Annotated in this window: 28 protein-coding genes; 11 read left to right on the forward strand and 17 right to left on the reverse strand. The window is 71.3% G+C overall.

The annotated features are described in order from the left end of the window. Positions 1–78: 78 nt before the first annotated feature. Positions 79–681 carry a DoxX family protein gene (locus FHS08_RS03765; protein WP_170283220.1) on the forward strand — a complete coding sequence of 201 codons (603 nt, stop codon included), beginning with the start codon at positions 79–81 and terminating at the stop codon, positions 679–681. Positions 682–778: 97 nt separating this feature from the next. Here FHS08_RS03765 and FHS08_RS03770 read toward each other — a convergent pair whose 3' ends face one another. After that, entirely contained in the window at positions 779–1,870 is a 1,092-nt protein-coding gene (locus FHS08_RS03770) for an FUSC family protein (RefSeq protein ID WP_167035578.1), read from the reverse strand. A 203-nt stretch (positions 1,871–2,073) separates the two neighbouring features. Between FHS08_RS03770 and FHS08_RS03775 the strand changes: the two genes are divergently transcribed. Beyond that, the gene (locus FHS08_RS03775) at positions 2,074–2,586 is read left to right on the forward strand and encodes a methylated-DNA--[protein]-cysteine S-methyltransferase (RefSeq protein ID WP_167035581.1); all 513 of its coding nucleotides are present in this window, start codon (positions 2,074–2,076) and stop codon (positions 2,584–2,586) included. A 16-nt stretch (positions 2,587–2,602) separates the two neighbouring features. Here FHS08_RS03775 and FHS08_RS03780 read toward each other — a convergent pair whose 3' ends face one another. From FHS08_RS03780 to FHS08_RS03800, 5 genes are all read right to left on the reverse strand, one after another. Continuing rightward, positions 2,603–3,019 (reverse strand): glucose-6-phosphate dehydrogenase, encoded by a 417-nt coding sequence (locus FHS08_RS03780; RefSeq protein WP_167035583.1) that lies wholly within the window; start codon positions 3,017–3,019, stop codon positions 2,603–2,605. Positions 3,020–3,154: 135 nt separating this feature from the next. Further along, positions 3,155–3,457 (reverse strand): hypothetical protein, encoded by a 303-nt coding sequence (locus FHS08_RS03785; protein ID WP_167035585.1) that lies wholly within the window; start codon positions 3,455–3,457, stop codon positions 3,155–3,157. Between the two features lies 1 nt (position 3,458). Further along, positions 3,459–3,677 carry a hypothetical protein gene (locus tag FHS08_RS03790; RefSeq protein ID WP_167035587.1) on the reverse strand — a complete coding sequence of 73 codons (219 nt, stop codon included), beginning with the start codon at positions 3,675–3,677 and terminating at the stop codon, positions 3,459–3,461. Positions 3,678–3,792: 115 nt separating this feature from the next. Next, positions 3,793–4,128: a DUF7882 family protein gene (locus FHS08_RS03795; RefSeq protein WP_167035589.1), complete on the reverse strand. Its 336-nt coding sequence runs from the start codon at positions 4,126–4,128 to the stop codon at positions 3,793–3,795. A gap of 44 nt (positions 4,129–4,172) precedes the next feature. Beyond that, positions 4,173–4,850, reverse strand: coding sequence for a DUF6766 family protein (locus FHS08_RS03800; protein ID WP_167035591.1), 678 nt, complete (start codon positions 4,848–4,850; stop codon positions 4,173–4,175). Between the two features lie 206 nt (positions 4,851–5,056). On the opposite strand from FHS08_RS03800, the gene FHS08_RS03805 reads away from it, so the two are divergent. After that, positions 5,057–5,404, forward strand: a complete 348-nt coding sequence (locus tag FHS08_RS03805) for a DUF7882 family protein (protein WP_167035592.1) — start codon at positions 5,057–5,059, stop codon at positions 5,402–5,404. A gap of 25 nt (positions 5,405–5,429) precedes the next feature. Here FHS08_RS03805 and FHS08_RS03810 read toward each other — a convergent pair whose 3' ends face one another. Further along, on the reverse strand, positions 5,430–6,587 hold the full coding sequence (locus FHS08_RS03810) for a cystathionine gamma-synthase (RefSeq protein WP_167035594.1): 1,158 nt from the start codon (positions 6,585–6,587) through the stop codon (positions 5,430–5,432). Next, on the reverse strand, positions 6,584–7,576 hold the full coding sequence (locus tag FHS08_RS03815; RefSeq protein WP_167035596.1) for a pyridoxal-phosphate dependent enzyme: 993 nt from the start codon (positions 7,574–7,576) through the stop codon (positions 6,584–6,586). Before FHS08_RS03815 ends, FHS08_RS03810 begins: the two co-directional genes overlap by 4 nt. Before the next feature lie 285 nt (positions 7,577–7,861). On the opposite strand from FHS08_RS03815, the gene FHS08_RS03820 reads away from it, so the two are divergent. The 3 genes from FHS08_RS03820 to FHS08_RS03830 all read left to right on the forward strand — a co-directional run bounded on the left by FHS08_RS03820 (position 7,862) and on the right by FHS08_RS03830 (position 10,629). Further along, positions 7,862–8,812, forward strand: coding sequence for a MetQ/NlpA family ABC transporter substrate-binding protein (locus FHS08_RS03820; RefSeq protein WP_167035598.1), 951 nt, complete (start codon positions 7,862–7,864; stop codon positions 8,810–8,812). Positions 8,813–8,902: 90 nt separating this feature from the next. Continuing rightward, positions 8,903–9,925 (forward strand): methionine ABC transporter ATP-binding protein, encoded by a 1,023-nt coding sequence (locus FHS08_RS03825; RefSeq protein WP_167035600.1) that lies wholly within the window; start codon positions 8,903–8,905, stop codon positions 9,923–9,925. Further along, on the forward strand, positions 9,922–10,629 hold the full coding sequence (locus FHS08_RS03830) for a methionine ABC transporter permease (RefSeq protein WP_167035602.1): 708 nt from the start codon (positions 9,922–9,924) through the stop codon (positions 10,627–10,629). Before FHS08_RS03825 ends, FHS08_RS03830 begins: the two co-directional genes overlap by 4 nt. Before the next feature lie 51 nt (positions 10,630–10,680). Here the strand turns inward: FHS08_RS03830 and FHS08_RS03835 are convergent, their stop codons facing one another. The 6 genes from FHS08_RS03835 to FHS08_RS03860 all read right to left on the reverse strand — a co-directional run bounded on the left by FHS08_RS03835 (position 10,681) and on the right by FHS08_RS03860 (position 18,503). Beyond that, positions 10,681–11,202: a DUF4395 domain-containing protein gene (locus FHS08_RS03835; RefSeq protein WP_167035603.1), complete on the reverse strand. Its 522-nt coding sequence runs from the start codon at positions 11,200–11,202 to the stop codon at positions 10,681–10,683. Between the two features lie 146 nt (positions 11,203–11,348). Beyond that, entirely contained in the window at positions 11,349–12,290 is a 942-nt protein-coding gene (locus FHS08_RS03840) for a glycoside hydrolase family 43 protein (protein WP_167035605.1), read from the reverse strand. 80 nt (positions 12,291–12,370) lie between these two features. Then, the gene (locus tag FHS08_RS03845; protein ID WP_167035607.1) at positions 12,371–13,708 is read right to left on the reverse strand and encodes an HNH endonuclease signature motif containing protein; all 1,338 of its coding nucleotides are present in this window, start codon (positions 13,706–13,708) and stop codon (positions 12,371–12,373) included. Between the two features lie 287 nt (positions 13,709–13,995). After that, positions 13,996–15,075 carry a WxL protein peptidoglycan domain-containing protein gene (locus FHS08_RS03850; RefSeq protein ID WP_167035609.1) on the reverse strand — a complete coding sequence of 360 codons (1,080 nt, stop codon included), beginning with the start codon at positions 15,073–15,075 and terminating at the stop codon, positions 13,996–13,998. A 90-nt stretch (positions 15,076–15,165) separates the two neighbouring features. Further along, positions 15,166–17,154 (reverse strand): purple acid phosphatase family protein, encoded by a 1,989-nt coding sequence (locus FHS08_RS03855; protein ID WP_167035611.1) that lies wholly within the window; start codon positions 17,152–17,154, stop codon positions 15,166–15,168. 134 nt (positions 17,155–17,288) lie between these two features. Further along, positions 17,289–18,503: a HupE/UreJ family protein gene (locus FHS08_RS03860; RefSeq protein ID WP_167035613.1), complete on the reverse strand. Its 1,215-nt coding sequence runs from the start codon at positions 18,501–18,503 to the stop codon at positions 17,289–17,291. Between the two features lie 174 nt (positions 18,504–18,677). Here FHS08_RS03860 and FHS08_RS03865 point away from each other — a divergent pair, with 174 nt between their 5' ends. Then, on the forward strand, positions 18,678–19,340 hold the full coding sequence (locus FHS08_RS03865; RefSeq protein WP_167035615.1) for a type 1 periplasmic-binding domain-containing protein: 663 nt from the start codon (positions 18,678–18,680) through the stop codon (positions 19,338–19,340). Positions 19,341–19,493: 153 nt separating this feature from the next. Beyond that, positions 19,494–19,700 (forward strand): three-helix bundle dimerization domain-containing protein, encoded by a 207-nt coding sequence (locus tag FHS08_RS03870; RefSeq protein WP_167035617.1) that lies wholly within the window; start codon positions 19,494–19,496, stop codon positions 19,698–19,700. A 9-nt stretch (positions 19,701–19,709) separates the two neighbouring features. Here FHS08_RS03870 and FHS08_RS17220 read toward each other — a convergent pair whose 3' ends face one another. Beyond that, positions 19,710–19,922: a three-helix bundle dimerization domain-containing protein gene (locus tag FHS08_RS17220; protein WP_167035619.1), complete on the reverse strand. Its 213-nt coding sequence runs from the start codon at positions 19,920–19,922 to the stop codon at positions 19,710–19,712. Positions 19,923–20,172: 250 nt separating this feature from the next. On the opposite strand from FHS08_RS17220, the gene FHS08_RS03880 reads away from it, so the two are divergent. Next, the gene (locus tag FHS08_RS03880; protein ID WP_167035622.1) at positions 20,173–21,210 is read left to right on the forward strand and encodes an amidase domain-containing protein; all 1,038 of its coding nucleotides are present in this window, start codon (positions 20,173–20,175) and stop codon (positions 21,208–21,210) included. A 13-nt stretch (positions 21,211–21,223) separates the two neighbouring features. On the opposite strand, the gene FHS08_RS03885 is transcribed toward FHS08_RS03880, so the two are convergent. After that, positions 21,224–21,892 carry a response regulator transcription factor gene (locus FHS08_RS03885; RefSeq protein WP_167035624.1) on the reverse strand — a complete coding sequence of 223 codons (669 nt, stop codon included), beginning with the start codon at positions 21,890–21,892 and terminating at the stop codon, positions 21,224–21,226. After that, a complete protein-coding gene (locus FHS08_RS03890; RefSeq protein WP_167035626.1) occupies positions 21,889–23,067 on the reverse strand; it encodes a sensor histidine kinase in 1,179 nt (392 codons plus the stop codon). Before FHS08_RS03890 ends, FHS08_RS03885 begins: the two co-directional genes overlap by 4 nt. A 150-nt stretch (positions 23,068–23,217) precedes the next feature. Here FHS08_RS03890 and FHS08_RS03895 point away from each other — a divergent pair, with 150 nt between their 5' ends. Continuing rightward, on the forward strand, positions 23,218–23,910 hold the full coding sequence (locus FHS08_RS03895) for an ABC transporter ATP-binding protein (RefSeq protein ID WP_167035628.1): 693 nt from the start codon (positions 23,218–23,220) through the stop codon (positions 23,908–23,910). Next, on the forward strand, positions 23,907–25,217 hold the full coding sequence (locus FHS08_RS03900; RefSeq protein WP_167035630.1) for an ABC transporter permease: 1,311 nt from the start codon (positions 23,907–23,909) through the stop codon (positions 25,215–25,217). Before FHS08_RS03895 ends, FHS08_RS03900 begins: the two co-directional genes overlap by 4 nt. Positions 25,218–25,257 lie beyond the last annotated feature (40 nt).

The following is a 25,257-nucleotide window of genomic DNA, read 5'->3' on the forward strand; positions in this document are numbered from 1 at the left end:
TGTGAGTCGAGAGTAGCGTGTGGTCTGACCACAAGGGATCGGAACCCACAAGGCTCCGACGAACGAGGAGGACACACCATGACCACCCACACGGTTCCGACCGTCGCACCCCGCACCGCGAGCGCCGCCCGCTCCCAGACCGAGCCCAGAGCGATCCCCGCCCAGAAGGAGATCGTCACGACCGCGACGGGCCGCTATGCCCTCGCCGTGACGCGCTTCGCGACGGGCTTCATCTTCCTGTGGGCCTTCCTCGACAAGACGTTCGGCCTCGGCTTCTCGACGCCCCTCGATCGCGCCTGGATCAACGGCGGAACCCCTGCCCAGGGCTTCCTGAACAGCCCCGGCGTCACCGGCCCGCTCGCGCCCTGGTTCCAGGGCATGGCGACGCCGCTCGCGGACTGGCTCTTCATGGCCGGCATGCTCGGCATCGGCCTGGCCGTCATGCTCGGCGTCGGCCTGCGCATCTCCGCCGTCGCCGGCGCCGTCATGATGCTCCTCATGTACCTCGCGGAGTGGCCGTTCGCCGCGAACGCCGGCTCCACGAACCCGCTCGTCGATTACCACATCGTGTACGCGCTCGCCCTGATTGTGGTCGCAGTCCTCGCGGCGGGCGACACGTGGGGCCTCGGCGGCTGGTGGAAGAGCCTGCCGATCGTGCAGCGGTTCCGCTGGCTCGTCTGAGCACCCCGCGTCGGCGCGGAGCCCCCACCAGGGCTCCGCGCCTTCTTCGTGCGCGGCACGCCCGCCGCGGCATCCCGATCCCGGCTCCGGGGCGAGATCAGGCGTCGCGGCGGGGATGCAGGAGACCCGACAGCGCGCCGATCGCGGCGCCGATGACGGTGTCGAGCACGCGCGCCGCGATGAGCCCCGACGGGTCGGCCCCCGGCGCTGCCGTCGTCGTGATGAACAGGACGAGCGGCGTGATGAACACGAGCGCGAGCGCGTAGTTGCGCACGACGAGGATCTCGATGACGAACTGGAGCCCGCCCAGGAGCAGCGGCAGCGCGAGGGGCGGGATGGCGAGCGCCGCCGATTCCGCGAACACCGCCGCCCCGACGAGCGTGCCGACCAGACGCTGCGTGCCGCGCACGAACGCGGCCCGCCGTCCGACGTTGACGCCGACGACCGCGAGCCCCGAGCACACCGCCCAGTACGCGTGCTGCGGATCGACCCACAGCGCCGCGCCGACAGCACCGACGACCGCGACGATCGCGACGCGCACGAGCAGCAGGCGCGCGTCGGCGTCGAGCCGGGGTCCGGGGAGGATCTCGTGCACGCGTCGCGCGGGCTCCCGGCGCAGCCGCGGCACGACGAGGGGACTCAGCGCGGCGAGATATGCGAAGGCGCAGCCGAGGGCGAGGGCGCCCAGGAACGCGAGCGGCTCCACCGCCCGCCGACCGTCGACGGCTGCCGTCACGTGCGCGGAGAGCCCGTACACGAGCACGAAGAACACGGGCCCGGGCGGGCCGAGCGCGAAGCCGTAGACGAGCGCGGCCGCGACGATCGACACGACGATGAGTCCCACGACGGCGACGACCGGGTCGGCTCCGGCCACCGTGCCGAGCGCCGCCGACGCGATGAGGCCTGCTCCGACGAAGGGGAGGACCCGCACCCGCTCCTTCGCGGAGCATGCGGCTGCGTAGAGCGCCGTGAACGCGCCGCCCGCCGCCTGCAGGCCTACCTCGGGCAGGCCCAGGAGCGTGAACAGCAGGAGGGGCACCGCCATCGCGAACGCCGCCTGCAGGCCGATGGGCCAGCGCGCGTGCGGTGCGGGCGCGATGGCGACGAGTCCGCGCAGCCAGTCGCTCACGAGTCCGCGGCGCGTGCCGCGCTCGCCGCTCTCCTCGTCGTCCGTCCGCTGCTCGCTCATGCCCGGGCCATCCTATTCGCCGACACGGACTGCGCGTTCGGCCCGCGTCGCGGCACGAGACAGACCGCGCGTTCGGCCCGCGTCCCCGCGCGAGACGGAGCGCGTGTTCGGCCCGCGTCCCCGCGCGAGACGGACCGCGCATCTCACGTTCGGGCTCCGCCGCGCGTCTTCTCATTAGGGTGAGACGAGAAGGAGACCCGGTCATGACTGCACGGCACGCGTACGCGATGACGAGCCTCGGCGAGCTGATGTTCGTCACCGACGGAGAGGCGCTGACGGGCGTGTACTTCCCCGCGCATCGCTATCCCCCGGCCCCCTCCGCGATCGGCGAGCGCGTGGCGGAGGGCGAGCACCCCGTGCTGGCGCAGGCCGCGCGGGAGGTGCGCGAATACCTCGCGGACGAGCGCGCCGCGTTCGACGTGCCCGTGCGCACGGCGGGCGACGAGTTCTCCGAGCGGGTCTGGGCGCTCCTGCGCGAGATCCCGCACGGCGAGACGACGACGTACGGAACGCTCGCCGAGCGCCTCGGCGCCAGGGGCCTCGCGCAGCGGGTGGGCCAGGCCGTGGGGCACAACCCCGTCAGCATCGTCATCCCGTGCCATCGGGTCGTCGGGGCGGACGGATCGCTCACGGGGTTCGCGGGCGGCCTCGATCGCAAGCGCGCCCTCCTCGAGCTCGAGGAGCCCGCGGAGGTCGCTGCGGCCCGCCTGTTCTAGCGGGCCGCGCAGCCGGTCAGGCGACGACGGTGCCGCAGTTGCCGCAGGCGCCCGTCGCCGAGACCTCGATGAAGCACTCGGGACACATGGCGCGCACCTTGTCGTCGACGTGCGACTTGCGGGTCGGGATGCGCTCGGCGCGCACGGCGGGACGGGACGCGGGACGCGCCGCCGCACGGGCGGCCGGGCGCGCGTCGGGCGTCACGCGCGTCTGCACCGCCGGAACGTGCTCGCGGCAGTAGATGCGCACGAAGCCGTGATGGTGGTTGGGATGCCGGTGCTTGTAGGCCCACAGCTCGGTGCGAGGACGCGGTGCGGACTCCGGACCGCAGGCCGCGCAGCGCGCATCCTCTCCCGGGACCACGTCAGCCAGGAGCACGGGAGTCTCGAAGTCGACCGCGTCCCGCCAATCCGATGCGGGTGCCACTCTCATGAGTCGTCGTCCTTCCGCTCCGCGCGCGGCCGCCCGGGGTAGCGGAAGGCGTGGATGCCTCCTTCGATCGTAGGCGCGTTCCCTGAGAGCGGGGTGCCACGCGGATGAACGTCGGGTGCGGCATCCGTCGAGGGCTCAGACGGGCGGTGGGGGGAAGTGCGGAATGGGGACGGGGCGGCCCGGACCCTCGCGCGGGACCTCGGCGATCCGCTGCGCGGCCTCGGTGAGCACGTCGGCGAGCGCGGAGAAGCGCGTCTCGCCGAGCCCTCCCTGCAGCCACACGACCTCGTAGCCGTCTGCCGTCCGCTCGATGTAGGCGAGGACGCTCGCGGCGTCCTGGTGCGGAGCGCGGCGATCGCACAGCCGCCACGAGTTCTGGGAGAGGCCGATGAGCTGGAGCCGCTCGACGATGCGCGCCTCGGGGAGAACCGTTGTCATGTCACTCGATCCCTTCGACCTCGACCGCGAGGAACCGCAGATCGTCCTCGCTGATCCGGCTCCCCTCGACGACCGGACGCCCTGTCGCCTGTGCGATCTCGTCGCGCACGCGCGCGCCGAGCACCCGCGTACGGTTTCGCAGAACCGCGTCGCGCGCACCGATCGTCAGGTACGGCCACCACGTCTCGATGGGCGGGAGCGCGCTGTCATCCGACGGCATCCGCGCCGATCCTTCGGTCGTTCGAGGGGAACCTCATGCCTGAGAGGATGCCCCGCACCCGGATCGGCGATCGAGGGGGTTGACAACCGGCGAGGGTGCCGTTCCACGACCCGGGTCAGGCGTCCTCGTCCGTCAGGGCCCTCTCCTGGTCGTACTCGGCCGGCTCCGGCACGACGTACAGGCCCCCGGGGGAGTTCGCCGTGTAGGTCAGCGCATCGAGCCACGCGCGGTTGAGCGACGGCTTGCGGCTCCCGTAGAACTTGTAGACGAGAGAGGCGTGCGGATGCAGCCACACGGTCGTGCGCCCGTCGCCGAGGCTCGCGTCGTTGCGCCACGTGAAATGGAACGCCTCGCCTCGCCTCAGCTTGTTGCCGATGACGAGCTGCAGGTGCGCGAGGATGCGGTCGTCGAAGTCGACCTTGACGTTGCCCTCATAGATGAACGTGCCCATGCGTGTCCCTTCTCTCAGCGCGGCCGCGAGGCGGCGCGCCCGGCTCACTCCGACTCGACGGCGCTCGTGTGGTGCGGCGTGCCGACGGGCTTGGACTCGGCGGATCCGCGCTGTCGAAGATAGATCGTGAACGCGACCATGGCACCCACCGCGAGGAACTCGGACTGCCAGTTCTGCAGCGTGCGATTCCAGAAGTCCGGCGAGACGAGGTAGTCGGACCACGCGAGCGACGGCATCCCGTGCTCGGCGTTCTCCTCGTTCGCCACGACGAGTCCCGCGAGCGACTGCGCGAGCCACGAGAGCACGAAGATCGCCCCCATGACGATCAGCAGCGAGTTCGCGTAGAGCGCGCCGCGAAGCCCGCCGGCGCGCGCCCACCGCGGAGAGTCCGGCCGGGAATGCGCGCCCACGAGCTGCTCCTCGTCGCTGCCGACGCCCTCGCTGCCGGGCTTCTTCGACTCGGGCGACCCGCGCTGGACGAGCCAGACCGTCGCGAGGATGAAGAGGAAGAACTGCAGGAACTCGGACTGCCAGTTCTCGGCGACGTCGACGACGAAGGCCGACGAGGTCACGAACTCGGTCCAGCCGATCGGCGGACGGCCGTGCTGGGCGAGCTCCTCGTTCTCGTACGCGAGACCGACGACCGACTGCGCGGCGAGCGCGACGACGAAGATCAGGAGGAATCCGAGGCTCAGCGCGTTGTCGCGCAGGAAACGTCGCACCGTCACCGTCCTGTGAGGGCGATCGCGATCATGACCGCGAGTCCGACGCCGACGATCGTCATCCAGGTCCAGAAGACGAACCGTCTGCCGAACGTGCCCTCCGTGGTGTCATCGGCCATGGGGCCACCCTAATCCCGCACCCCGTCCGAGGGCCCGAGCCCCGGCGGCCGCCCGCGCCGCTCTCCACCCTCGCTAGGGTGGGCCGCATGGGCACCATCTACTACGGCGGCGAGGCGACTCCGATCCACATCGAGGATCGCGCCCTCGCGCACCTCAAGGTCGTCATCGCGACGAAGCTCCGCCGCGGCGAGGCCTTCACGCTGTCGTGGCAGCACCCGGAGGACCAGCCTCGCGGTCGCAGCACGATCTGGCTGCATCCCTCGATCCCGCTCCGCTTCGTCTTCGACGACCCCGAGCCGCCGATGCTCAGCCGCACGTGGATGGAGGAGCTCGCGAACTCCGCCAACACGTCGGGCGGCATCCTGCTCGTCGCGGAGCACATCGACACGGCGCCGGTCGGGACGGCCGCCGAGGGAGCCGGGGAGTCCGCCTGACCGGATGCCGGTCGGGGCGTTCGCGTCAGAGGCCGCTCAGCGCGCCGTCGAGATCGGCGAGGAGGTCTTCGGCCGCCTCGATGCCGACCGAGAGCCGCACGACCTCCGGCGGGACGGCGAGCTCGGTGCCGCGCACGGACGCGTGCGTCATCTCGTCCGGGTAGTTCATGAGCGACTCGACGCCGCCGAGCGACTCGGCGAGCTGGAAGACGCGCGTCGACTCGGCGAAGCGGCGCGCGGCAGCGGCATCCTCCAGCGCGACCGAGACGATCCCGCCGAATCTCGACATCTGCCGTGCCGCGAGCTCGTGGCCCGGGTGGGCGGGAAGCCCCGGGTAGTAGACGCGCGCGACGCGATCGTGGCCGTCGAGGAACTCGGCGACGGCCTGCGCGTTCTCGCTGTGCCGCTGCATCCTGATCCCGAGCGTCTTGATCCCCCGCGTCGTGAGCCACGCGTCGAGGGGTCCCGACACGGCGCCCGCCGCGAACTGCAGGAACCTCGCCTTCTCGTGCAGCGCGTCGTCGTCGAGCACGAGCGCGCCGCCGACGACGTCGGAGTGACCGCCGAGGTACTTCGTCGTCGAGTGCACGACGACGTCGGCGCCGAGCGAGAGCGGCTCCTGCAGCGCAGGCGTCGCGAACGTGTTGTCGACGACGACGAGCGCGCCTGCGTCATGCCCGAGTCGCACGAGACCCGCGATGTCGGTGATGCGCAGGAGCGGATTGCTCGGCGTCTCGACCCACACGATCTTGGCGGGCCGCTCGGCGAGCGCCGCGGCGACGGCGTCGAGGTCGCTCATGTCGACGACGCGGAGTCCCACGCCCCACGGGCCCAGGATCCTCGCGATGAGCCGATACGTCCCGCCGTACACGTCGCTGCCGAGCAGCACATCGTCGCCGGGCGCGAGCACCGCGCGCAGGAGCGCGTCCTCCGCTGCGAGCCCCGACGCGAACGAGAGCGCGTGGCGTCCGCCCTCGATCGCCGCGAGCTGCGTCTCGAGCGCGGTGCGCGTCGGGTTGCCGCTCCGTCCGTACTCGTACCCCCCGCGCAGCCCGCCGATGCCGTCCTGCGCGTACGTCGTGGAGAAGTGCACGGGCGGGATGACGGCACCCGTCGTCGGGTCGAACGCCTGTCCCGCGTGGACGGCGAGGCTGTCGAAGCCGCGGAGGTTCTCGATGGTCATGCGTCGCTCCCTGCGTCGTCGGTCGGGGTGGGTCCGGTCTCGAAGCCGTGCGCGTGCATCCAGCCGTCGTCGAAGACCTTGCTGAGGTAGCCGCGTCCATGATCGGGCAGGAGCACGACCACGACGGCGCCCTCGTCGAGATCGCGCGCCGCGCGCAGCGCCGCGACGACGGCCATCCCGCTCGACCCGCCGACCAGGAGGCCCTCCTCCTGCGCGAGCCGGCGCGTCATCGCGAACGACTCGGCGTCTCCGACGCGGTGCAACTCGTCGACGACGGACGGATCGTAGGCCTTCGGCCAGAAGTCCTCGCCGACCCCCTCGACGAAGTACGAGTGGACGGGTCCGCCCGTGTAGATCGACCCCTCGGGGTCGGCGCCGACGATCCGCACGGCGCCGTGCGAGGCCTCCTTGAGGAACCGGCCCGTTCCCGTGATCGTGCCGCCCGTGCCGACGCCTGCGACGAAGTGCGTCACGCGTCCGTCCGTGTCGCGCCAGATCTCGGGCCCCGTCGACTCGTAGTGGCTTCGCGGACCGTGGGGGTTGTCGTACTGATTGGGCTTGAACGCCCCGGGGATCTCGGCGACGAGCCGGTCGGACACGCTGTAGTACGAGCGCGGGTCGTCCGGTTCGACGGCCGTCGGCGCCACGACGACCTCGGCCCCGTAGGCGCGCAGCACGGCTCGCTTGTCCTCCGCGACCTTGTCGGGCACGACGAAGACGCAGCGGTAGCCCCGCTGCTGGGCGACCAGCGCGAGCCCCACGCCGGTGTTGCCGCTCGTCGGCTCGACGATCGTGCCGCCGGGGCGCAGCAGCCCGTCGCGCTCGGCGGCGTCGATGATGTTGGCGGCGATGCGGTCCTTCGACGAGCCGCCGGGGTTGAAGTACTCGATCTTGGCGAGGATCGTCGCGCGGATGCCGTCGGTGACGTGGTTGAGACGGACGAGCGGCGTGTTGCCGACGAGATCGGCGACGGTGCGGGCGTAGCGCACGGTGGTGCTCCTGTGGGATGGCGCGCACGAAGCGCGGAGGCGGTCGGGTCGTCGGCGAGAGCGCGGGGCGCTCAGCGACGACAGCGACAGGTCAGCACCTCTCCACCATACGCGCTCGGATCCCCTCCGTGGGAGCCCGCGGGGACGCGGCGGGCGATGCGCGCGAGCAACACGGCGCAACACCCGGTCACGTGCCGTCATCCGACTGGAGCAGCGCCGCGCGATGGTGGGAGCGTGGACGCAGCGGTCACCGCACCGCACACAGCATCTCAAGGAGCCACGAGCATGAGCGACACCGCCTCGACCCCACAGGGTCCCGTCCTGCCCGACAAGCCGCGATCCTCCCGGACGTGGCTGTGGGTCACCATCGCCGTCGTCGCGGTCGCGGCCGTCGTCGCGGCCGTCCTGCTGATCCCGCGTCTGCTCGGTGCGGGGGATGCCGCATCCGGCGACCGCACGACCGTCCGGCTCGGCACGACCGATGCGTCGCAGGGCCACTGGCCCGTGCTGCAGGAGATCCTCGCGGACGAGGGCATCGACCTGGAGATCGTGAGCTTCGACTCGTACGAGACGCCCAACCCGGCGCTCGCCGACGGGGAGATCGACCTCAACGCCTTCCAGCACATCGACTATCTGTCCGATCACAACGTCGCCACGGGCGACGGGCTCGCCGTCGTGGGGCCCACCCTCATCGTGCCGCTGCCCATCTACTCCGCGAAGTACGACAGCGTCGAGGACTTCCCCGAGGGCGCGCGCATCACGATCCCGAACGACCCGACCAATCAGGCGCGCGCGCTCAAGGTGCTGCAGGCGGCGGGCCTCATCGTCCTCGACGAGGACGCCACGACGCCGACCCCCGCCGACATCCTCTCGGGGACGGTCGAGGTCGAGCCCGTCGACGCGTCGCAGACCGCGCCGTCGCTCAACGACCCGCAGATCGCGGGCGCCGTCGTCAACAACAACTTCGCGACGGATGCCGGCATCCTCGATCAGGCGCTCTTCTCAGTCGACCCCGCGCAGCCCGAGAGCTGGCCGTACATCAACATCATCGCGTCGCGAGCAGGCGAGGAGGACGACCCGGTCTTCCAGAAGGTGTGGGAGGCCTATCACGACCAGCGCGTGACCGACATCGTCGTGAAGGAGTCGGGCGACACCGCGATCATCGTGCAGGAGTCCCCGAAGCAGGTCCGCGACTGGCTCGCGGAGATCGAGGCCCAGAAGAAGGCGGCCAGATAGCGCGACTCCGAGGATCGTCATGGTGCGGTCGCAGGCCTTCGGGCCGCGACCGCACCATGACGTGTCCCGGCCGAACCCGAAGGGAACACGATGGGAACCATCATCGAGCTGACCGACGTCCACAAGCGGTTCGACGTCGACGGCCGCACGGTCACGGCGCTGTCGGGCGTGGACCTGCGGATCGAGGCGGGGGAGATCTTCGCCATCATCGGACACTCCGGTGCAGGCAAGAGCACGCTCGTGCGGATCATCAACGGCCTCGAGCGCGTCACGAGCGGGCTCGTCGTCGTCGACGGCGTCGACATCTCCACCATCCCGGAACGACTGCTGCGTCCCGTGCGCCGCAGGACCGGGATGATCTTCCAGCAGTTCAACCTCTTCTCCTCCCGGACGGTGGCGGGCAACGTCGCCTACCCGCTCCGAGTGGCGGAGTGGCCCAAGGCGCGACGAGATGCCCGGGTCGCCGAGCTGCTCGACTTCGTCGGGCTGCTCGACCGCGCACACGCGTACCCCGACCAGCTCTCCGGCGGCCAGAAGCAGCGCGTCGGCATCGCCCGCGCGCTCGCGACCTCTCCCCCGATCCTCCTCGCAGACGAGTCGACGAGCGCGCTCGACCCCGAGACGACGGGCGAGGTGCTGCGCCTCCTGCAGCGCGTCAACCGCGAGCTCGGCGTGACCGTCGTCGTCATCACGCACGAGATGGACGTCGTGCGCGCCATCGCCGATCGCGTCGCCGTCATCAGCGAAGGACGCATCGTCGAGCGCGGCAGCGCGTTCGAGGTGTTCTCGTCGCCCCAGTCCGACACGGCTCAGGCGTTCGTCGCGACGGCCCTTCACGACCGGCCGAGCCGGGACGAGCTCGCGCGGCTGCGCACGGCGCACACGGGCCGGATCGTGACGGCGCGCGTCGTCGACGGAGGCGGCATCGGCGCCGTGCTCTCGCGGGCAGGCGTCCACGACGTGACGTTCGAACTCCTGCACGGCGCCATCAGCACGCTGCAGCAGCGCTCCTTCGGGTCGCTGACGATCGCGCTCGACGGCCCGGATGCCGGAGTCGACGCCGTCATCGCGGAGCTCAGCGCCGTGACGGCCACGGAGGAGGTGGCGGCATGACGATCGCGGATCTCCTCGGCGGGCTCGCTCCGCTCGTAGGCGCGCAGTGGGACTGGGACCGCTACGGGCCCCTCCTGCTCGAAGCTCTCGGCCAGACGCTCTGGATGGTCGTCGCGACCCTCTTCTTCGGCGGGATCGGCGGGCTCGTCGTCGGCCTCGGGCTCTATGTCACCCGCAGAGGCGGGATCCTCGCGAGCCGGACGGCGAACGGCATCCTGAATCTCATCGTGAACTTCTTCCGGCCGATCCCGTTCATCGTCTTCCTCGCGGTGGTCGCGCCCTTCACGTCGTTCATCGTCGGCACGTACATCGGGACGGCCGCCGCGATCGTCCCGCTGTCGATCGCGACGACGTTCGGGTTCTCGCGCATCGTCGAGCAGAACCTCGTGACGATCCAGCCGGGCGTCATAGAGGCGGCGCGGGCGGCGGGCGGCGGACCGTGGCGCATCATCCTCACGCTGCTCGTGCCGGAGGCGCTCGGGCCCCTCATCCTCGGCTACACGTTCGTGTTCGTCGCCGTCGTGGACATGACCGCGGTGGCGGGTGCCGTCGGAGCGGGCGGTCTCGGCTCGTTCGCGCTGCAGTACGGGTTCCGGCGGTGGGACTTCGTGACGCTGTGGATCGCCGTGGGACTGATCATCGTGCTCGTGCAGCTGGGCCAGCTCCTCGGCAACGCGCTCGCCCGCCGCGTCCTGCGGCGGTGACGCGAATGCCCCCGGTCCGCACAGCGGGCCGGGGGCATCGAGGGGGCGAGGTCAGGCCCCGAGGAGACCTCCGCGGGGGCGGATGAGGCCGATGCGGGTGAAGGCCAGGTAGAGCTGGCAGCCGAGGCAGAACGCGAACGCCGCGTTGAGGAAGGCGGCGACGAACGCCAGCGCACCCGCGATCGGCAGCGCCCACGGCACGCCGGCGACGTGCAGGAGGAGGCCGACCGTGACGACGAGGAAGCCGACCACCTGCGCGAAGCGTGGGGGGCGCGGGTCTTCCAGCTCGGCCGGCGGCGCGAGCCGCGGCCTCACGAGGGTGCGGAAGATCACGCCCCACGGCGCCGTGCGCGGGGATGCGAAGCCCCACACGAAGAGCAGGTCGACGACCAGCAGCACGAGGAAGCCGGGGTCGAGGACGCGTTCGGTGAGGGTCGTGCCGGTGCGGACGGCCGGCCCCAGAAGGGCCAGGAACGTGCCGACGAGAAGCAGAATGGCAGTGATCCAGGCCGTGAACCGTGGCCCGCGCGGGTCGATCCCCTGCGGCCTGCCTGCGGGCGCGTTGTCGGACATGGGCTCCTCCTGATGGCTCGGGCTCTGCGTGCGCCGTCCGTCACCGCACGCGGGAGGGCGGCATCCGGATGCTCGCGACAAAGGTACGTCGTCGCACGCGGCAGAGCACACGACGCGTCACAGTTCGACGCACGACGGACCCGCGTCTACGCGACGCGCGGCGAGGGCCTGACCGTCTCGGCGGTCTCCTCGAGCTCCAGCAGCACGGCGCGCTCGAGCGGCGTCTCGTTCGGCTGGTGCAGCGTCAGCAGCAGCCCGCCGTCAAGCGTGCGCGCGATCATCCCGTGCCCGCCGTCGCGGGCCCAGATCGGGGCGTCCTCCTGCACCCACGGGCCCTGCACGCGACCTGAGGCCGACCGGGCGATCCCCATCGCGTACCCGGACCCGCCGAAGCTCGACCACAGCATGATGAGACCGCCCGAGGCGAGGCGGTGCAGGAACGGGCCGTCCGTGACGTAGGCGGCGACATCCTCCGGCACCCGCGGATGGCGCAGGCGCTCGACCCAGGGCGCCTCGGACGCGCGGAAGAGCACGAGCGGCTCGCCGATCGCGCGGGAGAGGTCGGGCGAGAGCCGCTGCGCGACGATCTCGCCGTCCCAGACCTGCGCCCACTCGTGGCAGAAGACGATCCAGGGGTCGCCAGCCTCATCGACGTGGAGCGTCCCGTCGAGGCACTCCCACTCGCGCGGCGTGACGGGTCCGTCGCCCCACGGGACGTAAGGGCCGGAGGGAGCGTCCGAGACGAGGATCTGCGTCCCCCGGCGCACGCCCTCGGCCGTGAACGTCGCGAACATGAAGAACCGGCCGTCGTAGGCGTGCACTTCGGGCGCCCAGTAGTTGCGGTCGCTCCAGAAGCCCGCGGGCGGACGGAAGGCCGGGATCGGCCCGACCCACTGCTCGAGATCCGCGCTCCGGTAGCAGTCGAATCCCTCCGCGGGCCCGCGCCAGATGTCCTTGTCCGTGCTGCCGAACAAGTAGTACGTGCCCGTCTCGGCGACAGTCAGGACGAAAGGGTCGCGGATCTGGATGCCGGCGAGGCGCAGCGTGGAGGGGGCAAGGTCACGAGGCGTATCGGATTCATGCGACATGTCATCGCCCATCCTCCCCCATGCCGGCGGACTCTCGAGCGAGGTGGCGTCCGCAGGGAGGTCGCGTCAGAGGTCTCGCGTCAGAAGGGAGGTGCGCCGCCGGATCCGAGCGGGTCTTCGCTCCTGATCAGCCAGGGTTCGCGCATCAGCTCCCGTCGTCGTCTCACTTCGTCATCGAGCACGAACCGCACCGTCGACTCGGGACGATCGGTGTGCGTGCGGCCGGCGGGGCTCGTCCACACCAGGACGCCGGGCCTGACCTGCTCGACGGTCCATGCCGTCACATGTTTGAGGACATGATGCCGTCTGCACAGGTGGGCGAGGTTGCAGTGACTGGTCGCTCCGCCGTGCGCCGCGTCGATCGTGTGATCCACGTCACAGCGATGGACCGGCATGCGGCATCCGGGGAATCTGCAGTGCTCGTCTCGCGCGACCAGGAAGCGGTTGAGCGGGATGCCCGGCCGATAGCGGTCGACAGCGAGAACGCTTCCCGTGACGGGCGAGGTCATGACCCGCTCCCATCCCGTGGTGCCGCCGGCGAGTGCGCGGGCAGTCTCGGGGTCGATGGGGCCGTAGCCGGCGAGCAGGCACGGCTCAGCCGACGCGCCCGCCATCGTGAGCACGGCGATCGTCACCTGCACGGTGGCGCGGATCGCGTCGAGTCCGTCTCCCGCGACGCAACGGTCGGGGCCGGCCGTGAGCAGCGTGTCGGTGGCGATGTCGGCCATCAGCTGCGCCATCGTGCGGGCATCGCCCTCTCCACGCGTCTCTCCGGTCTCGCGGGCGGCGATGACGGAGCGCGCCTGCTGCGTGAGTCGGTCGTGGATGCCGTGGGCGAGGGTCGCGGGAGTGACCAGCATGACCCCAGCCATGCCGTCTGCCATGTCGATCAGGTCGATCCGCCCGCGGGCGGCGGCATCCTCATGTCGGTCGTCGATCGTGCGCTCGAGGAAGTGCTCTGCGATCACGCGGAGCACGGGGGCAAGTCGACCCGGGGTGAGCTGCGCCGCGCGATCGATCGCGAGTCGGAGGAACTCGGCGCGTGCGTCGTCGTCGACGATCGGGGCACCCGCGTCGTGAATCACGTCGAGATGGCGCCGAGAGATGCCGCCGCGCGCCAACGCGTCGACACCGTCTGCGAACCGAGCGCAGAGGTCGACCGCCTCCGTGAGCAGTCGCGTCACGGTCCACTCGGACACACGGGTCGACGTGGCAAGCTCGGCCACGAGGGAGCGGCGGTCGAGCTCGGCTCGTCGTATCTGCTCGGCAGTGGGGTTCGCCGGTGCCGCAATCGCGTCGGCCGCCTCGGCCAGCAGACGTATCTCGGCGGCATCGTCGGCCGCGCGGCTCCGTCGTCCCGCTTCGAATGCGTCGATGACCCGCTCGGCACGGGGATCAGAGGCAGGATGAGCAGACATGGGGCTCGCAGACAGTGAACGGATGACGGCGAGATTCCTGCGCGTATCCGCGCCAGCATCCTTCTCATCACGTGCGGTCGTTGCCGCGTCTGCTCTCGGCTCCCCACGTCGTGCGGAGCAATCCATTCATCGAATCTCTTGACGAAAGACTATCACCCTGCGATGTCGTCTACAAGAACAGACCTTCGATCCATGCGATGCCGACTCCGGCGCGCCGGCAGGCGATGGGCCCGCCGGCGCGCCGACCCCTCCTGCACGGCTGTCCAGAGCTCGCGACTCCCTGCAGCTCACCGGCTCGCGAGGTGCTCCTGCTCCTGGGTCTCCGCGAGCGCCCGCTCGACGGCCTCCTGAACGCGCGCGTCCTCGAGCGCCTGCCGGCGTGCGCGCCGGCGCGAGCGCACGCGCAGCGCGACGACGACGAGCAGCGCGAGCACCACGACGAGCACGAGCAGCGCCCACGGTACGGCGGCGCCGACGGCCGTCGCGGTGACGGGAGCGAGCGCGGTCGTCGAGCCGGACGCATCGACGACGATGGGCGTCACGGTCGCCGTCGCCGTCAGCCACAGGGCCGCGGGGACGTCGCGCACGGGGAAGGACACGGTCCAGCTCTCCCCCGGGAGCAGCTGCGGGGGCGCGTCGACGGCCGGCGCCTGCGTCGCGAACAAGCCGAAGGGCCCTGCGACGGTGGCGGCCTGCCGCGCCGAGAGCACGGCGTTGCCCGTGTTGCGGATCGTGTAGCTCACGGTCGCGTCGCCGCCCGCGAAGGGATCGAGCCCGCCGTCCCACGAGAGGTGCGCGTCCTCGACCGCGAGGCTCGGCGCGAGATCGCCGCCGACGCGAAGTGCGATCCGGATGCCGAGCCGGCGGTCGACGCTGATGCTCGCCGCGGAGTCGTGCTCGGCGAGCGAGGTCACGATGCCGCCCGCGTAGTCGCCGGGAGTCGCGTTCTCGGGCACGGCCAGCGTGAAGGGGACGTCCGCGGTCTCGCCCGGACCCACGGTGATCGTCTCGGCGTCGCTGTGCAGCCATGCGCCGATGCCGATGGACTTCTCGTCGGCCGAGACGAGGTCGAACTGGCCGCTCTCGGTCGTGAAGCCGTCGGCGGCGTAGACGGCGAGCTCGAGCGGCTCGGTGCCGTGGTTGGCGACGACGAGCGCGTCGTCGACCTCGGCGCCCGGGTCGAGGGTGTAGCCGAAGCTCGTGCGGTCGTCGCCGAAGGCGCCCGCAGCAGTGCGGACCGACCACGCGGCGTCGTCGTCCGCGGCGTGCGCGGCGCCGACAGGGGCGGCGGCGAGCCCGATCGCGACGAGCGCGAGCAGCGCCGCGCGCAGGACGGAGCGGGGGGAGGTCGTGACGAGCGTGTGCATGGAGAGATCCTCGGCGTGTAGGGAAGTGATGAACGCCCGGTGGGGCGGGCGCCCGGAGGCGCCCACCCCACCGGTCTCGATCTGAGCCGGTCAGCCGGCCAGAGCGGTGATGGTCAGGGTCGTGCGGTAGCTGCCCTTCGCGACGGCGGCCGGGATCTTCAGATCCAGGTCGGCGCCGAGGACGGCCGTGCCGCGCTCGTGACCCTGCTTCGCGGAGCCGAGGCCGCGCGAGACCGACAGGCCCGTGCCGCTGTCGAAGCCCGAGACGACGGGAGCCCCCGCAGCGGCGCCCGCACCCGAGGTGACGAGCTTCGGCGTCCAGCCGAGGTACTTGCCCGAGAAGGTGTTCGTGCCGTCGCGGAAGTCCCCGACCGAGGCCGAGATCGACCACGGCGCCTGCGAGCGACGCGAGTCCGAGACGGTGATCGGGTTGATCTGGCCCTTCGCCCCGAAGTACGCGCCGTCATGATCCTCTGCCGTGCCGAGGTCGACGAGGCCGTTGTGGCCGTCGATCGTCCAGCCGAACTCGCCGGGCGCGGCATCCGGGACTGCGACCTGGATCTCCTCGCCGTCGCCGTGGTTCTGGTGGATCGTCACCGAGTCGACGATCGAGCCGACCGGCTGGGCAGCGGTCGCGCCGCTGTCAGGACCGCACCACGGGACCTTGTTGAGCTCGACTGCGGCGTTGGGGGCGTCGCACGTGCCGCTGCGGATGTTCTCCACGACGAGCTGGTCGGCCTGCACCTGCACCTTGACGTACGTGCGGACGTGCTCCTGGTTCTGCACCGAGTTGTACCAGTAGCTGCCGGGGTTGAGCGGGTCGGCGCCGTTCCCCGCGCCGCTCGTGCCGCTGTCGTCGGGCGCCGTGATGTCGTAGTACTTCGAGCCCGAGGCCGAGTTCGCCGTGACGTAGATCACGCCGCCGGGGCCGGGGTAGACCTCGGCCTGGCCGGGCTGCTCGTCCGGGTTCGCCTTCGCGCCGTTCTTGATCTCGTAGCTGCGCGAGTAGCTGTGGTCGTGGCCCTGGAGCACGAGGTCGACGCCCAGGTTCGAGAACGCCGTCGGGAAGTCGACGCGACGGACCTTGTTGTCGCCGTCCTTCGCGTGGTCGGCGGGCGAGTAGATCGCGTGGTGGTACACGAGCACCGTGTACTTGGCCTCGGCGCCGTGCTGGTCGACGACATCCGTCACGTACTGGATGTGGGCCGCGTCTCCGCCGCCGCCCTGCGACGTGGCGTAGCTGTTGCTGTTCAGGTCGATGAACAGCACGTCCTTGTAGATGTACCAGTAGTCGCCGCCCGACGAGTTCGACGACGGGTCGCCGTTCGAGTAGTAGGCGCCGGCACGGTCGGTGTTGGGCGTGAACAGGTGCTGCTCGTACGCCTTGCCGCCCACGTCGTGGTTTCCGATGGTCGCGGCCCACGGGTACTGGCGGAGCTTGTCGGGCGCGAGGAACGCGTCCCACTGCGACTCGGTGTTGGCCGTCTCGACCTGGTCGCCGCCCGAGACGAGGATCTCGGTGTCGGGGTTGGCCGCGAGGGCCACGTCCAGGGTGTCCTTCCACCCGGCGCCGTCGCGCGCCGTGTCGCCCGACGAGCCGATCTGGGGGTCGCCGAAGAAGAGGAAGTCGAAGGCGCCGTCGAACGACTGCGTCTTGAACGAGTAGACCGGCGACCAGCTGCCTTCGGCGCCGACGCGGTAGGAGTACGTCTTGTTCTCCTCGAGGCCGGAGATCGTCGCGTGACGGTTGAACCCGCCGCTCGTCGCGATGTTGGCGCCGCCGATCGCGGAGAAGGTCGCGGCGTTCGCGGGGAACGTGCCGTCGACGACGACCGCGGACGGCGCGACCTGCACCGACTGGGCGGTGTCTGCCGACGAGTACCACGTGACGATGCGCTGGGACTCGTTCGCGCCGACGCCGAGGATGACGCCCGTGAGGGTGACGGGGTCGGCCGCGAACGCCGGGACGGCGACGACGCCGCTCAGGGCGACGCAGGTGCCGACGGCGGCCGCGGTGAGCCACGACGCGCGGCGACCTGGCCGACGCCGCGATTGTGCTTGTGCACGGGGGGATGACATAGTCGTCCGTTCTCTCAGGTTCCCCTTGCGGGGAAACAGTTGACGCTGATCAACTTCGGGCCGCCAGGTGAACCCTGGATGAACGCCAGGATCCGGGACGGTGGCGCGGGGGCGAAGACCTGGCGCTCGTCGCGCTAGAGGCCGAAGATGCGCTGCACGAACCAGATGAGCCCTGCGATCGACACCGACACCGCGAGGGCCCCCGTGGCCCACAGGCCGACCCGCGGAGCGCGCCGGCGGACGAGGGCCAGGATCGGGAACAGCACCGCGATGATCGTCAGCTGGACGGCCTCGATCCCGAGGTTGAACACCAGCAGCGACCACAGCAGGGTCCACGACCACGGCTCGTCGATGCCGAGGGCGCCCGCGAAGCCGAGTCCGTGCACGAGCCCGAACGCGAACACGACGCCGAGCCGGAGCCATCCGGCCCCGTCGAGCCCCCACGGACCGCTCTTCTTGTCGAGCTCGTCCGCGGCATCCCCCCGTCGCCACAACTGCCACAGATGCCACGACGCGACGATCGCGATCGACAGCGCGATGACGGGCTCGACGAACGCGGACGACACCGAGACGACGCCGGTCGCCGCGAGGATGAAGGTCACGGAGTGCGCGACGGTGAACGACGTCGCGGCGAGCACGACCTCGCGCAGTCGCCGCGAGCCCGCGATGAGCGCGAGCAGGAACAGGATGTGGTCGATGCCCGTCAGCAGGTGCTCGGCGCCGAGGTGGAAGAACTCCCAGAAGCGCTCGCCGGCGCTCTGCTGCGTCGAGAACGACGGCTGCGACGCGTCGAGCGCTGCACTGCCCGATCGCCCGTCGATGTCGTACGTCAGGACGACCTTCGTCCCCGTCACATAGCCCTCTTCGTCGCCGAACAGCTCGCTCGCGACGACGTGCCCGTCACCGGACGGCTCGCACTCGTGCTCGAGCACGAGCACGGCATAGGGCACGTCCTGCTGCTGCGTCATCGTGATCGCCCCGACCTGCGCCGGCGTGCAGGTCTCGCCGCCGGCGGTCACCGTGAACCGCTCGCCGACGTACGCGAGGACGGAGTCGCGGTGGGCCTCGAGCACGGCCGCCTGGGCAGCGGCATCCCCCGCCTCGAATGCGGCCGTGCCGTCCTGGAAGAGCGGGTCGTCGTGTTCGGCGTCGGCGGCCGAGACGACGAGCAGGTCGTACTCGAGCTGCAGCTCGGTGCGGACGGCTCCGTCCTCGGCGGCGGTCACCTCGGCGTACACGACCGATGTGAACCCGTGGGCGGATGCCGGAGCCGCGGCGAGCAGGCCGGTCAGCAGGACGGCACCCCCCGCCAGCAGTGCGAGCGCGGATGGACGGGAACGGCGGGGCATGGCTCTCCTTCGGGGGGCAAGGGCCCGAGAAGGCTTTCGCGCGTTGGTGAACCGATGGAGGACCGAAGGGGAACGGATGGCGAACAGTGCCGCGAGCGGTCCTGGAGAGGGCGCGGGATGTCGCACAGTGGAGAAGCATGCGCCTGCGCGCCTCGACCCCCGGAGGACGAATCCTTGCACTCACGTCAGCGGACCATCGCCGCGCTCCTCACGGCGGCCCTCGCCGCCGTCCTGCTCGCCGGCTGCGCGGGCGACGACTGGGCCGGCCCGCGCCCCGCGCCCACCCCCATCGGCGCGCTCGGTGTGGGGTTCGAGCCCGCGGCGGAGCCGAGCCCGGAGGCCACGATCGAGCCCGCGGCGGGATCGTGGGATGACGTGCACCCTTCGCCGGGCTACCGCGTCGTGCTCCTGACGGCGGGCGACGACGCCCCGACGAAGACCCTCGTGACGGCGATCCGCGAATGGGCGGGCGACGAGAAGGTCGACCTGCGCACCGTCGAGGCGGACGACGACCTCATCGCCGGCATCGTGACGGCGATGGACATGAACCCGGATCTCATCATCAGCGCGGGCAACGACCTCATCGATCCGCTCGCGACCGTCAGCGCGAACCACCTCGACCGCCACTTCCTCGTCGTCGGCGCGGAGGTCGCCGAGCCCACCTACAACGTGACCGCCGTCGACTGGACGGGGGCGTCGTTCCGCGGCGAGGGGCTCGGCACGCCGTCGGACTACGACCCCGCGACCTTCACCCCGGAGCGGTCGGCCGAGGCCGTCCGCGCGGGTGTCGCGGCCGTGCTGCACGGCCTCACGGGCCTTGTCATCTGGATCGACTGACGCCAGCCCGGATCCGGGGACGGATGCCGCGCCCCGCCGCGCCCCCGCGGGGCCCCCTGATGTTCACCTCCGGGCATCGCGGCGAGGCTGTCGGCGGAGCCGCCGGACGAGTACCGTGGATGCCGCCAGCGCCTGCCCCGGGAGACCCGAACCATGACGCAAGACATCGCCGACGACGCCGCAGCGATAGACGAGATCGTGGAGCGGCTGACCGAGCGCTTTCCCGCCCTCCCCGCCACGACGATCCGCGAGGTCGTCGTGGGCGAGTACGAAGGACTCGACGGCGCCCACGTCCGTGACTTCGTCGCCGTGCTCGTCGAGAAGCAGGCGAAGAAGCGCCTCAAGACGTTAGGGGCCTGACGCGCGAGGCTACGCCGCGTGTGCCGAGCGGAGCCGCTCCCGCAGCCGCCGCTCGACCAGCAGAGGCACGTAGTCCCGCAGGCGCGCTCCGTCGAACCTCTCGAGCTCTTCCGCGACGATCTCCAGGACGACGTCGTCCTCGACGGCAGGATAGCGATCGCCGAGACGCCGGATGATGTGGATCAGCGCCTCGTACTCGTTGTCGGGGTTCGTGCTGCTCACGCTTCGATGATCCGCCACGCGAGCCCGCTTCGTCCAGGTCTCAGCCGAGCGCGTCGCTGCGCGGCGGTGGATCTGCGCCGGCGCCCCGCGTGCCCGGCATGCGCGGCACGGCGCTGCCTGCGCGCTGCCCGGCGCTCGTCGGCGGCCGCGACCCGCCCGCGACAGCGCGTCGTGACGGCCGCTGGATCGTTTCGCCGACCTGCCGCATCCGCTCACGCCGACAGCCGCGCCGTCGGGATAGTCTCGCGCGGTGGCACTCACGTCGCGCGAGCTGGCCGCCCGGCGCCGCATGTTCCGCCGCCGCCGAGCGGGCGTGCTCCTGGTGGTCGTCCTGATCGTGCTGACCGCGACGATCGTGCCCCGGATCGCGGCCGCCGCGGCCGCCGCGGGGGTGCGCGCCGATCTCGCACGGCTCGTCGATGTCGCGGCTCGCGCCGTCGAGGCGTCCTCGTCGCTCGCACCCGCGGACGCCTCGGCGGCTCTCTCCGACGCGCGGGCCGCGGCTCTCGCGGCCGAGCCGTCGGACGAGGCGAGAGCGGATGCCGCGGCGGCCCTCGCGTCGGCCGTCGGCACGTATCGCGAGAGCGCCGTCTCGGCGGCCAAGGACGTCCTCGGCGAGTGGTCGGATGCCGAGAAGGCGACGGAGGACGCGCTCTATCGCGCGATCAAGGCGCTGAACAAGGCGGATCCGGGTGACCTGCCGACGGCTCTCGCCGCGGCCTCGGATGCGGCGGACGCCGTCCGCGCGTCGGCGCAGGCGTATCGCGACGCCATCACGGCCGCCTCGGCGGGAGTGAGAACGCAGCCCGCGGGCGGCGACGTCGACGCGCAGCTCGCGTATCTGCGCGCGCATGCGACCGACTACGACGTCGACGAGTGGGGCGACTACAACTCCGCCGGGGGCGACTGCGTCAACTTCGCGAGTCAGGGCCTGCTGGCCCGCGGCTGGCGGATGGACGACGAGTGGTACTCGGGCGGTGCATGGAAGGCGTCGAAGGCGTGGCGCGACACGGCGGCGATCGACGCGTACCTGGCTGCGCAGGGACTCCCGTTCGCCACGACCGCCGACCTCGACAGGGTGCGCGTCGGCGACGTCGGCGTCTTCGACTGGGGCGGAGGCGACGAGGGGCTCGACCACACGATGACGGTGTCCCGTGTGACGTACTCGCCGAATGGTCCTGTCGTCTCGTTCGCGAGCCACAACACCGACGGCACGGATCGCCCCTTCCCGAAGGTGCTCTCCGACCCGGCGTCGGGATCGCAGATGCGCATCTACTCGATCCCGTGACCGGCGGCCGCGCTCACGCCCCGGGGATCAGCAGGCCGCTCTCGTAGGCGGCGATGACGAGCTGGGCCCTGTCGTGCGCGTGCAGCTTCATCATGATGCGCTTGACGTGTGTCTTCGCGGTGTGCGGCGAGATGAACAGCTCGCTCGCGATCTCGTCGTTCGAGCTGCCGCGGGCGACGAGGAGCAGGACTTCGCGCTCCCGGTCGGTGAGGTGCGCGAGCCGCGCGGGCACCGCCCCGCCGGCGGTCGCGGAGTGCGGAAGGACGTATCGCGTGATGAGGCTCCGCGTCGCCGCAGGCGAGAGGAGGGCATCGCCCGCGTGGATGGCAGCGACGGCGCGCACGATCTCATCCGGCTCTGCCCCCTTCCCGATGAAGCCGCTCGCTCCCGCACGCAGCGCCGCTACGAGATACTCGTCCTCCTCGAACGTCGTGAGGATGAGCACGCGCGTCTCGGCGAGCGCGGGATCGTCGCAGATCCTCGCCGTCGCCTCGATGCCGTCGAGCCGCGGCATCCGGATGTCCATGAGGACGACATCCGGATGAAGCTCCTGCGCCCGCGCGACGGCCTCGAGTCCGTCGACGGCCTCCCCCACGACCGTCGCCGTGCCCGCGCCTTCGAGCAGGTCGCGCACGGCCGACCGGATGAGCGCCTGGTCGTCGGCGATCAGCACGCGGGTCATGCGCTCTCCTCGGGGATCGGAAGAGCCGCCTCCAGGCGGTAGCCGGCGGCCGTCTCGGCGGTCTCGACCGAGCCTCGCACGGCCGCGACGCGCTCGCGCAGACCCACGAGACCGAAGCCGCGGGGCTCGGCGGAGCGCGGCGCGCCGCCGGTCGGGTTCGCGACGACGATGCGCGCGGCATCCGACCCGATCTCGACGAGGACGTGCGCGCGATGCTCCGCGCCGTGCTTGAGCGCGTTCGTGAGCCCCTCCTGCACGATCCGGTAGGCGACGGCATCCGTCGGCAGCGGCAGACGCGCGAGGTCGCCTTCGATCCGCACGACCGTGTCGAGGCCCGACTCGCGGAACGAGGCGACGAGAGCGTCGATCCCCCGCAGGCTCGGCTGGGGCGCCGTGGCGTCCTCGCCGTCGACCCGGTCCTCGGCGCGCAGCACGGCGAGGAGGTCGCCGATCTCGCCGAGCACCGTCCGCGACGCGGTGCGGATCGTCGCGAGCGCCTCGCGCGTCTTCTCGGGCCGCGTCTCGAGCGCGGCAGTCGCGACGCCGGCGTTGAGGCTGATGACCGAGATCTGGTGCGCGACGGCGTCGTGCAGGTCGCGGGCGATGCGCAGCCTCTCGTCGCTGACGCGCCGGCGTGCTTCGGCCTCGCGCGTCTGCTCGGCGCGGATGGCCCGCTCGGTCACGGCCTCGAGGTACTCGCGGCGCGAGCGGGTGCCGTCTCCCGCCGCGGCGGCCAGCGCGACCGTCACGACGGCGGGGAAGATGCGCGGCTCGAAGACGTCGCCGGCCGCGACGACGACGGTGAGGAAGATCGCCGCCACGGCGACGCCCAGCGCGATCAGCGACGTCCGGCGAGACAGCCGGTTGGCCGCGCCGAACATGGCCACGACGATCGCGAGGAGGATGCCGGGCGACATGAAGCCGGACAGGATCGCGACGACGTAGACCGCGACGCACGCGCCGAGCACCCACAGCGGCAGGCGACGTCGCAGCGGGAGCAGCGCGGCAGGCAGAAGGGCGAATGCGTACTGCAGGGGACTGTGCGGGTGCGATGCGGCATCGGGGAAGGGCGCGAGGGCTGCGCCGACGATGAACAGCGCAGCGAGCGCGTCGCCGGCCCACCCCGGCGGACCATGCCGCGGCGAGAGCACCGCGTCGTCGGCAGCCTTCCGCATGAGATCAGTGTGGCCCTCGGCCGCGAGGTTCGCGTCGCCCCCACGGGTGAGCGCGGGATACCCCCGGCGGGGTACCGGAGTTGCCGCCCGCGGGGGACGCGCGGCAGCGTCCGTGCGACCAGGCTGGACAGCACGACCTCAGGGAGACTCATGACGACCCCGCTCATCTCGATCACGGACGTGCGCAAGACGTACGGCCGCGGGCCCAATCGCTTCGACGCCCTCCGCGGCGTGAGCCTCGACATCCACGCCGGCGAGAGCCTCGCGATCATCGGCAAGAGCGGATCGGGCAAGTCCACGCTCATGCATCTGCTCGCCCTCCTCGACGCCCCCACGAGCGGCCGCATCGAGCTCGAGGGCACCGACACGAGCAGGCTCCGCGGTCGTGCGCTCAACCGCACGCGCAACAAGACGTTCGGGTTCGTGTTCCAGCAGTTCTTCCTGACGGCGAACACGTCGGTGCTCGACAACGTCATCCTCCCGCTCAAGATCGCCGGCGTCGGGCGATCCGATCGCAAGCGCAAGGGCCTCGCGGCGCTCGCTCAGCTCGACATGCAGGACAAGGCCCGCAACAGGGCGATCGACCTGTCCGGCGGCCAGAAGCAGCGCACCGTCATCGCGCGCGCGCTCGTCAACAACCCCCGCATCATCTTCGCCGATGAGCCCACGGGCAACCTCGACTCCGCCACGGGGGCGGTCGTGGAGGACATCCTGTTCGCGCTGAACCGCGAGCACGGCATCACGCTCATCGTGGTGACGCACGACGAGGATCTGGCGGCGCGCTGCGACCGCCGCATCCACATCCGAGACGGCGTCATCGTCCCCGAGGAGGTGGCGGCATGAACGCGGGCGACCTCGTCACCTCGGCCGTCTCGAACACGTTCCGTTCGAAGACCCGCACGATCCTCACGATCCTCGCCATCTTCGTCGGAGCCTTCACGCTCACGATCACGAACGGCCTCGGCACCGGCATCAACCGGTTCATCGCCGACACCGTCTCGTCGATCGGCGCGGAAGACGTCATGACGGTCACCAAGACGCCGGATGCCGCGACAGGCGGGCTGCCGTCGAACGACCCGGTCGAGTACGACCCCGACGCCATCGGCAGCGGTCGTCCCGGCCCCGGCGGCTTCGGCGGAACCGTGACCGCGATGACGACGGCCGACCTCGACACGCTCGAGGGGATCGACGGCGTCCTTCGCGTGGAGGCCGCCAAGTCGGTGAGCCCCGACTTCATCCAGCACGACGGCGGCACGCGCTGGGTCATCGGCGTGGGCAACCTCATCCCGGGTCAGACGGCCCAGCTCGCCGCCGGAACGACTCCCGACCTGGACGCCGACCAGCTCCAGATCGCGATCCCGGTCTCGTTCGTCGAACCGCTCGGGTTCGACAGCGCCGACGACGCGATCGGCCAGACCGTGACGATCGCGATCAGCGATGCCGTGCGGACGCAGCACACCGTCGAGGCGACGATCGTCGGGGTCGCGGAGGAGACGTTCGTGGGCGGCGGCGCGAGCGCCCTGCCCAACGACGCGCTCACCGACGCGCTGTTCTCGCTGCAGAACACCGGCGTGCCGCTGGATCAGCAGGATCGGTTCGCGAGCGCGAGCGTCTGGTTCGATCCGGATGCCACGGCCGACCAGGTGGACGACCTCGCGTCCGCCCTCGCCGACGCCGGGTTCACGGGCACGACGGTCGCGGATCAGCTCGGCGCCTTCACGTCGATCATCGATGCGATCGTGCTCGTGCTGAACGCCTTCGCGATCATCGCCCTGCTCGCGGCGAGCTTCGGCATCGTGAACACGCTGCTCATGTCGGTGCAGGAGCGCACGCGCGAGATCGGGCTCATGAAGGCGATGGGCATGGGCAGCGGCCGCGTGTTCACGCTGTTCAGCCTCGAAGCGGTCTTCATCGGATTCCTCGGCAGCGCGATCGGCGCAGGCATCGCGATGCTCGTGGGCGGCGTGGTGAGCCGTGCGCTCGCGAACGGCCTGTTCGCCGACCTGCCCGGGCTCACGCTCATCGCGTTCGATCCCGTCTCGATCGCCGTGATCATCCTCGTCGTGATGGGGATCGCGTTCCTCGCGGGGACGCTCCCGGCGGCGCGGGCGGCGAAGGCCGACCCCGTCGAGTCGCTCCGATACGAGTGAGCGGGACAGGGCGAGGCAGACGCCTCGAACGACGCTCCCC

The sequence above is a fragment of the Microbacterium ulmi genome (assembly GCF_011759705.1).
GTDB lineage: Bacteria > Actinomycetota > Actinomycetes > Actinomycetales > Microbacteriaceae > Microbacterium > Microbacterium ulmi.

Coding starts and splice junctions, on each gene's coding strand:
- FHS08_RS03765 (WP_170283220.1), top strand. CDS start 79: ATGACCACCCACACGGTTCCGACCGTCGCACCCCGCACCGCGAGCGCC.
- FHS08_RS03770 (WP_167035578.1), bottom strand. CDS start 1,870: ATGAGCGAGCAGCGGACGGACGACGAGGAGAGCGGCGAGCGCGGCACG.
- FHS08_RS03775 (WP_167035581.1), top strand. CDS start 2,074: ATGACTGCACGGCACGCGTACGCGATGACGAGCCTCGGCGAGCTGATG.
- FHS08_RS03780 (WP_167035583.1), bottom strand. CDS start 3,019: ATGAGAGTGGCACCCGCATCGGATTGGCGGGACGCGGTCGACTTCGAG.
- FHS08_RS03785 (WP_167035585.1), bottom strand. CDS start 3,457: ATGACAACGGTTCTCCCCGAGGCGCGCATCGTCGAGCGGCTCCAGCTC.
- FHS08_RS03790 (WP_167035587.1), bottom strand. CDS start 3,677: ATGCCGTCGGATGACAGCGCGCTCCCGCCCATCGAGACGTGGTGGCCG.
- FHS08_RS03795 (WP_167035589.1), bottom strand. CDS start 4,128: ATGGGCACGTTCATCTATGAGGGCAACGTCAAGGTCGACTTCGACGAC.
- FHS08_RS03805 (WP_167035592.1), top strand. CDS start 5,057: ATGGGCACCATCTACTACGGCGGCGAGGCGACTCCGATCCACATCGAG.
- FHS08_RS03810 (WP_167035594.1), bottom strand. CDS start 6,587: ATGACCATCGAGAACCTCCGCGGCTTCGACAGCCTCGCCGTCCACGCG.
- FHS08_RS03820 (WP_167035598.1), top strand. CDS start 7,862: ATGAGCGACACCGCCTCGACCCCACAGGGTCCCGTCCTGCCCGACAAG.
- FHS08_RS03825 (WP_167035600.1), top strand. CDS start 8,903: ATGGGAACCATCATCGAGCTGACCGACGTCCACAAGCGGTTCGACGTC.
- FHS08_RS03830 (WP_167035602.1), top strand. CDS start 9,922: ATGACGATCGCGGATCTCCTCGGCGGGCTCGCTCCGCTCGTAGGCGCG.
- FHS08_RS03835 (WP_167035603.1), bottom strand. CDS start 11,202: ATGTCCGACAACGCGCCCGCAGGCAGGCCGCAGGGGATCGACCCGCGC.
- FHS08_RS03840 (WP_167035605.1), bottom strand. CDS start 12,290: ATGTCGCATGAATCCGATACGCCTCGTGACCTTGCCCCCTCCACGCTG.
- FHS08_RS03845 (WP_167035607.1), bottom strand. CDS start 13,708: ATGTCTGCTCATCCTGCCTCTGATCCCCGTGCCGAGCGGGTCATCGAC.
- FHS08_RS03850 (WP_167035609.1), bottom strand. CDS start 15,075: ATGCACACGCTCGTCACGACCTCCCCCCGCTCCGTCCTGCGCGCGGCG.
- FHS08_RS03855 (WP_167035611.1), bottom strand. CDS start 17,154: ATGTCATCCCCCCGTGCACAAGCACAATCGCGGCGTCGGCCAGGTCGC.
- FHS08_RS03860 (WP_167035613.1), bottom strand. CDS start 18,503: ATGCCCCGCCGTTCCCGTCCATCCGCGCTCGCACTGCTGGCGGGGGGT.
- FHS08_RS03870 (WP_167035617.1), top strand. CDS start 19,494: ATGACGCAAGACATCGCCGACGACGCCGCAGCGATAGACGAGATCGTG.
- FHS08_RS03885 (WP_167035624.1), bottom strand. CDS start 21,892: ATGACCCGCGTGCTGATCGCCGACGACCAGGCGCTCATCCGGTCGGCC.
- FHS08_RS03890 (WP_167035626.1), bottom strand. CDS start 23,067: ATGCGGAAGGCTGCCGACGACGCGGTGCTCTCGCCGCGGCATGGTCCG.
- FHS08_RS03895 (WP_167035628.1), top strand. CDS start 23,218: ATGACGACCCCGCTCATCTCGATCACGGACGTGCGCAAGACGTACGGC.
- FHS08_RS03900 (WP_167035630.1), top strand. CDS start 23,907: ATGAACGCGGGCGACCTCGTCACCTCGGCCGTCTCGAACACGTTCCGT.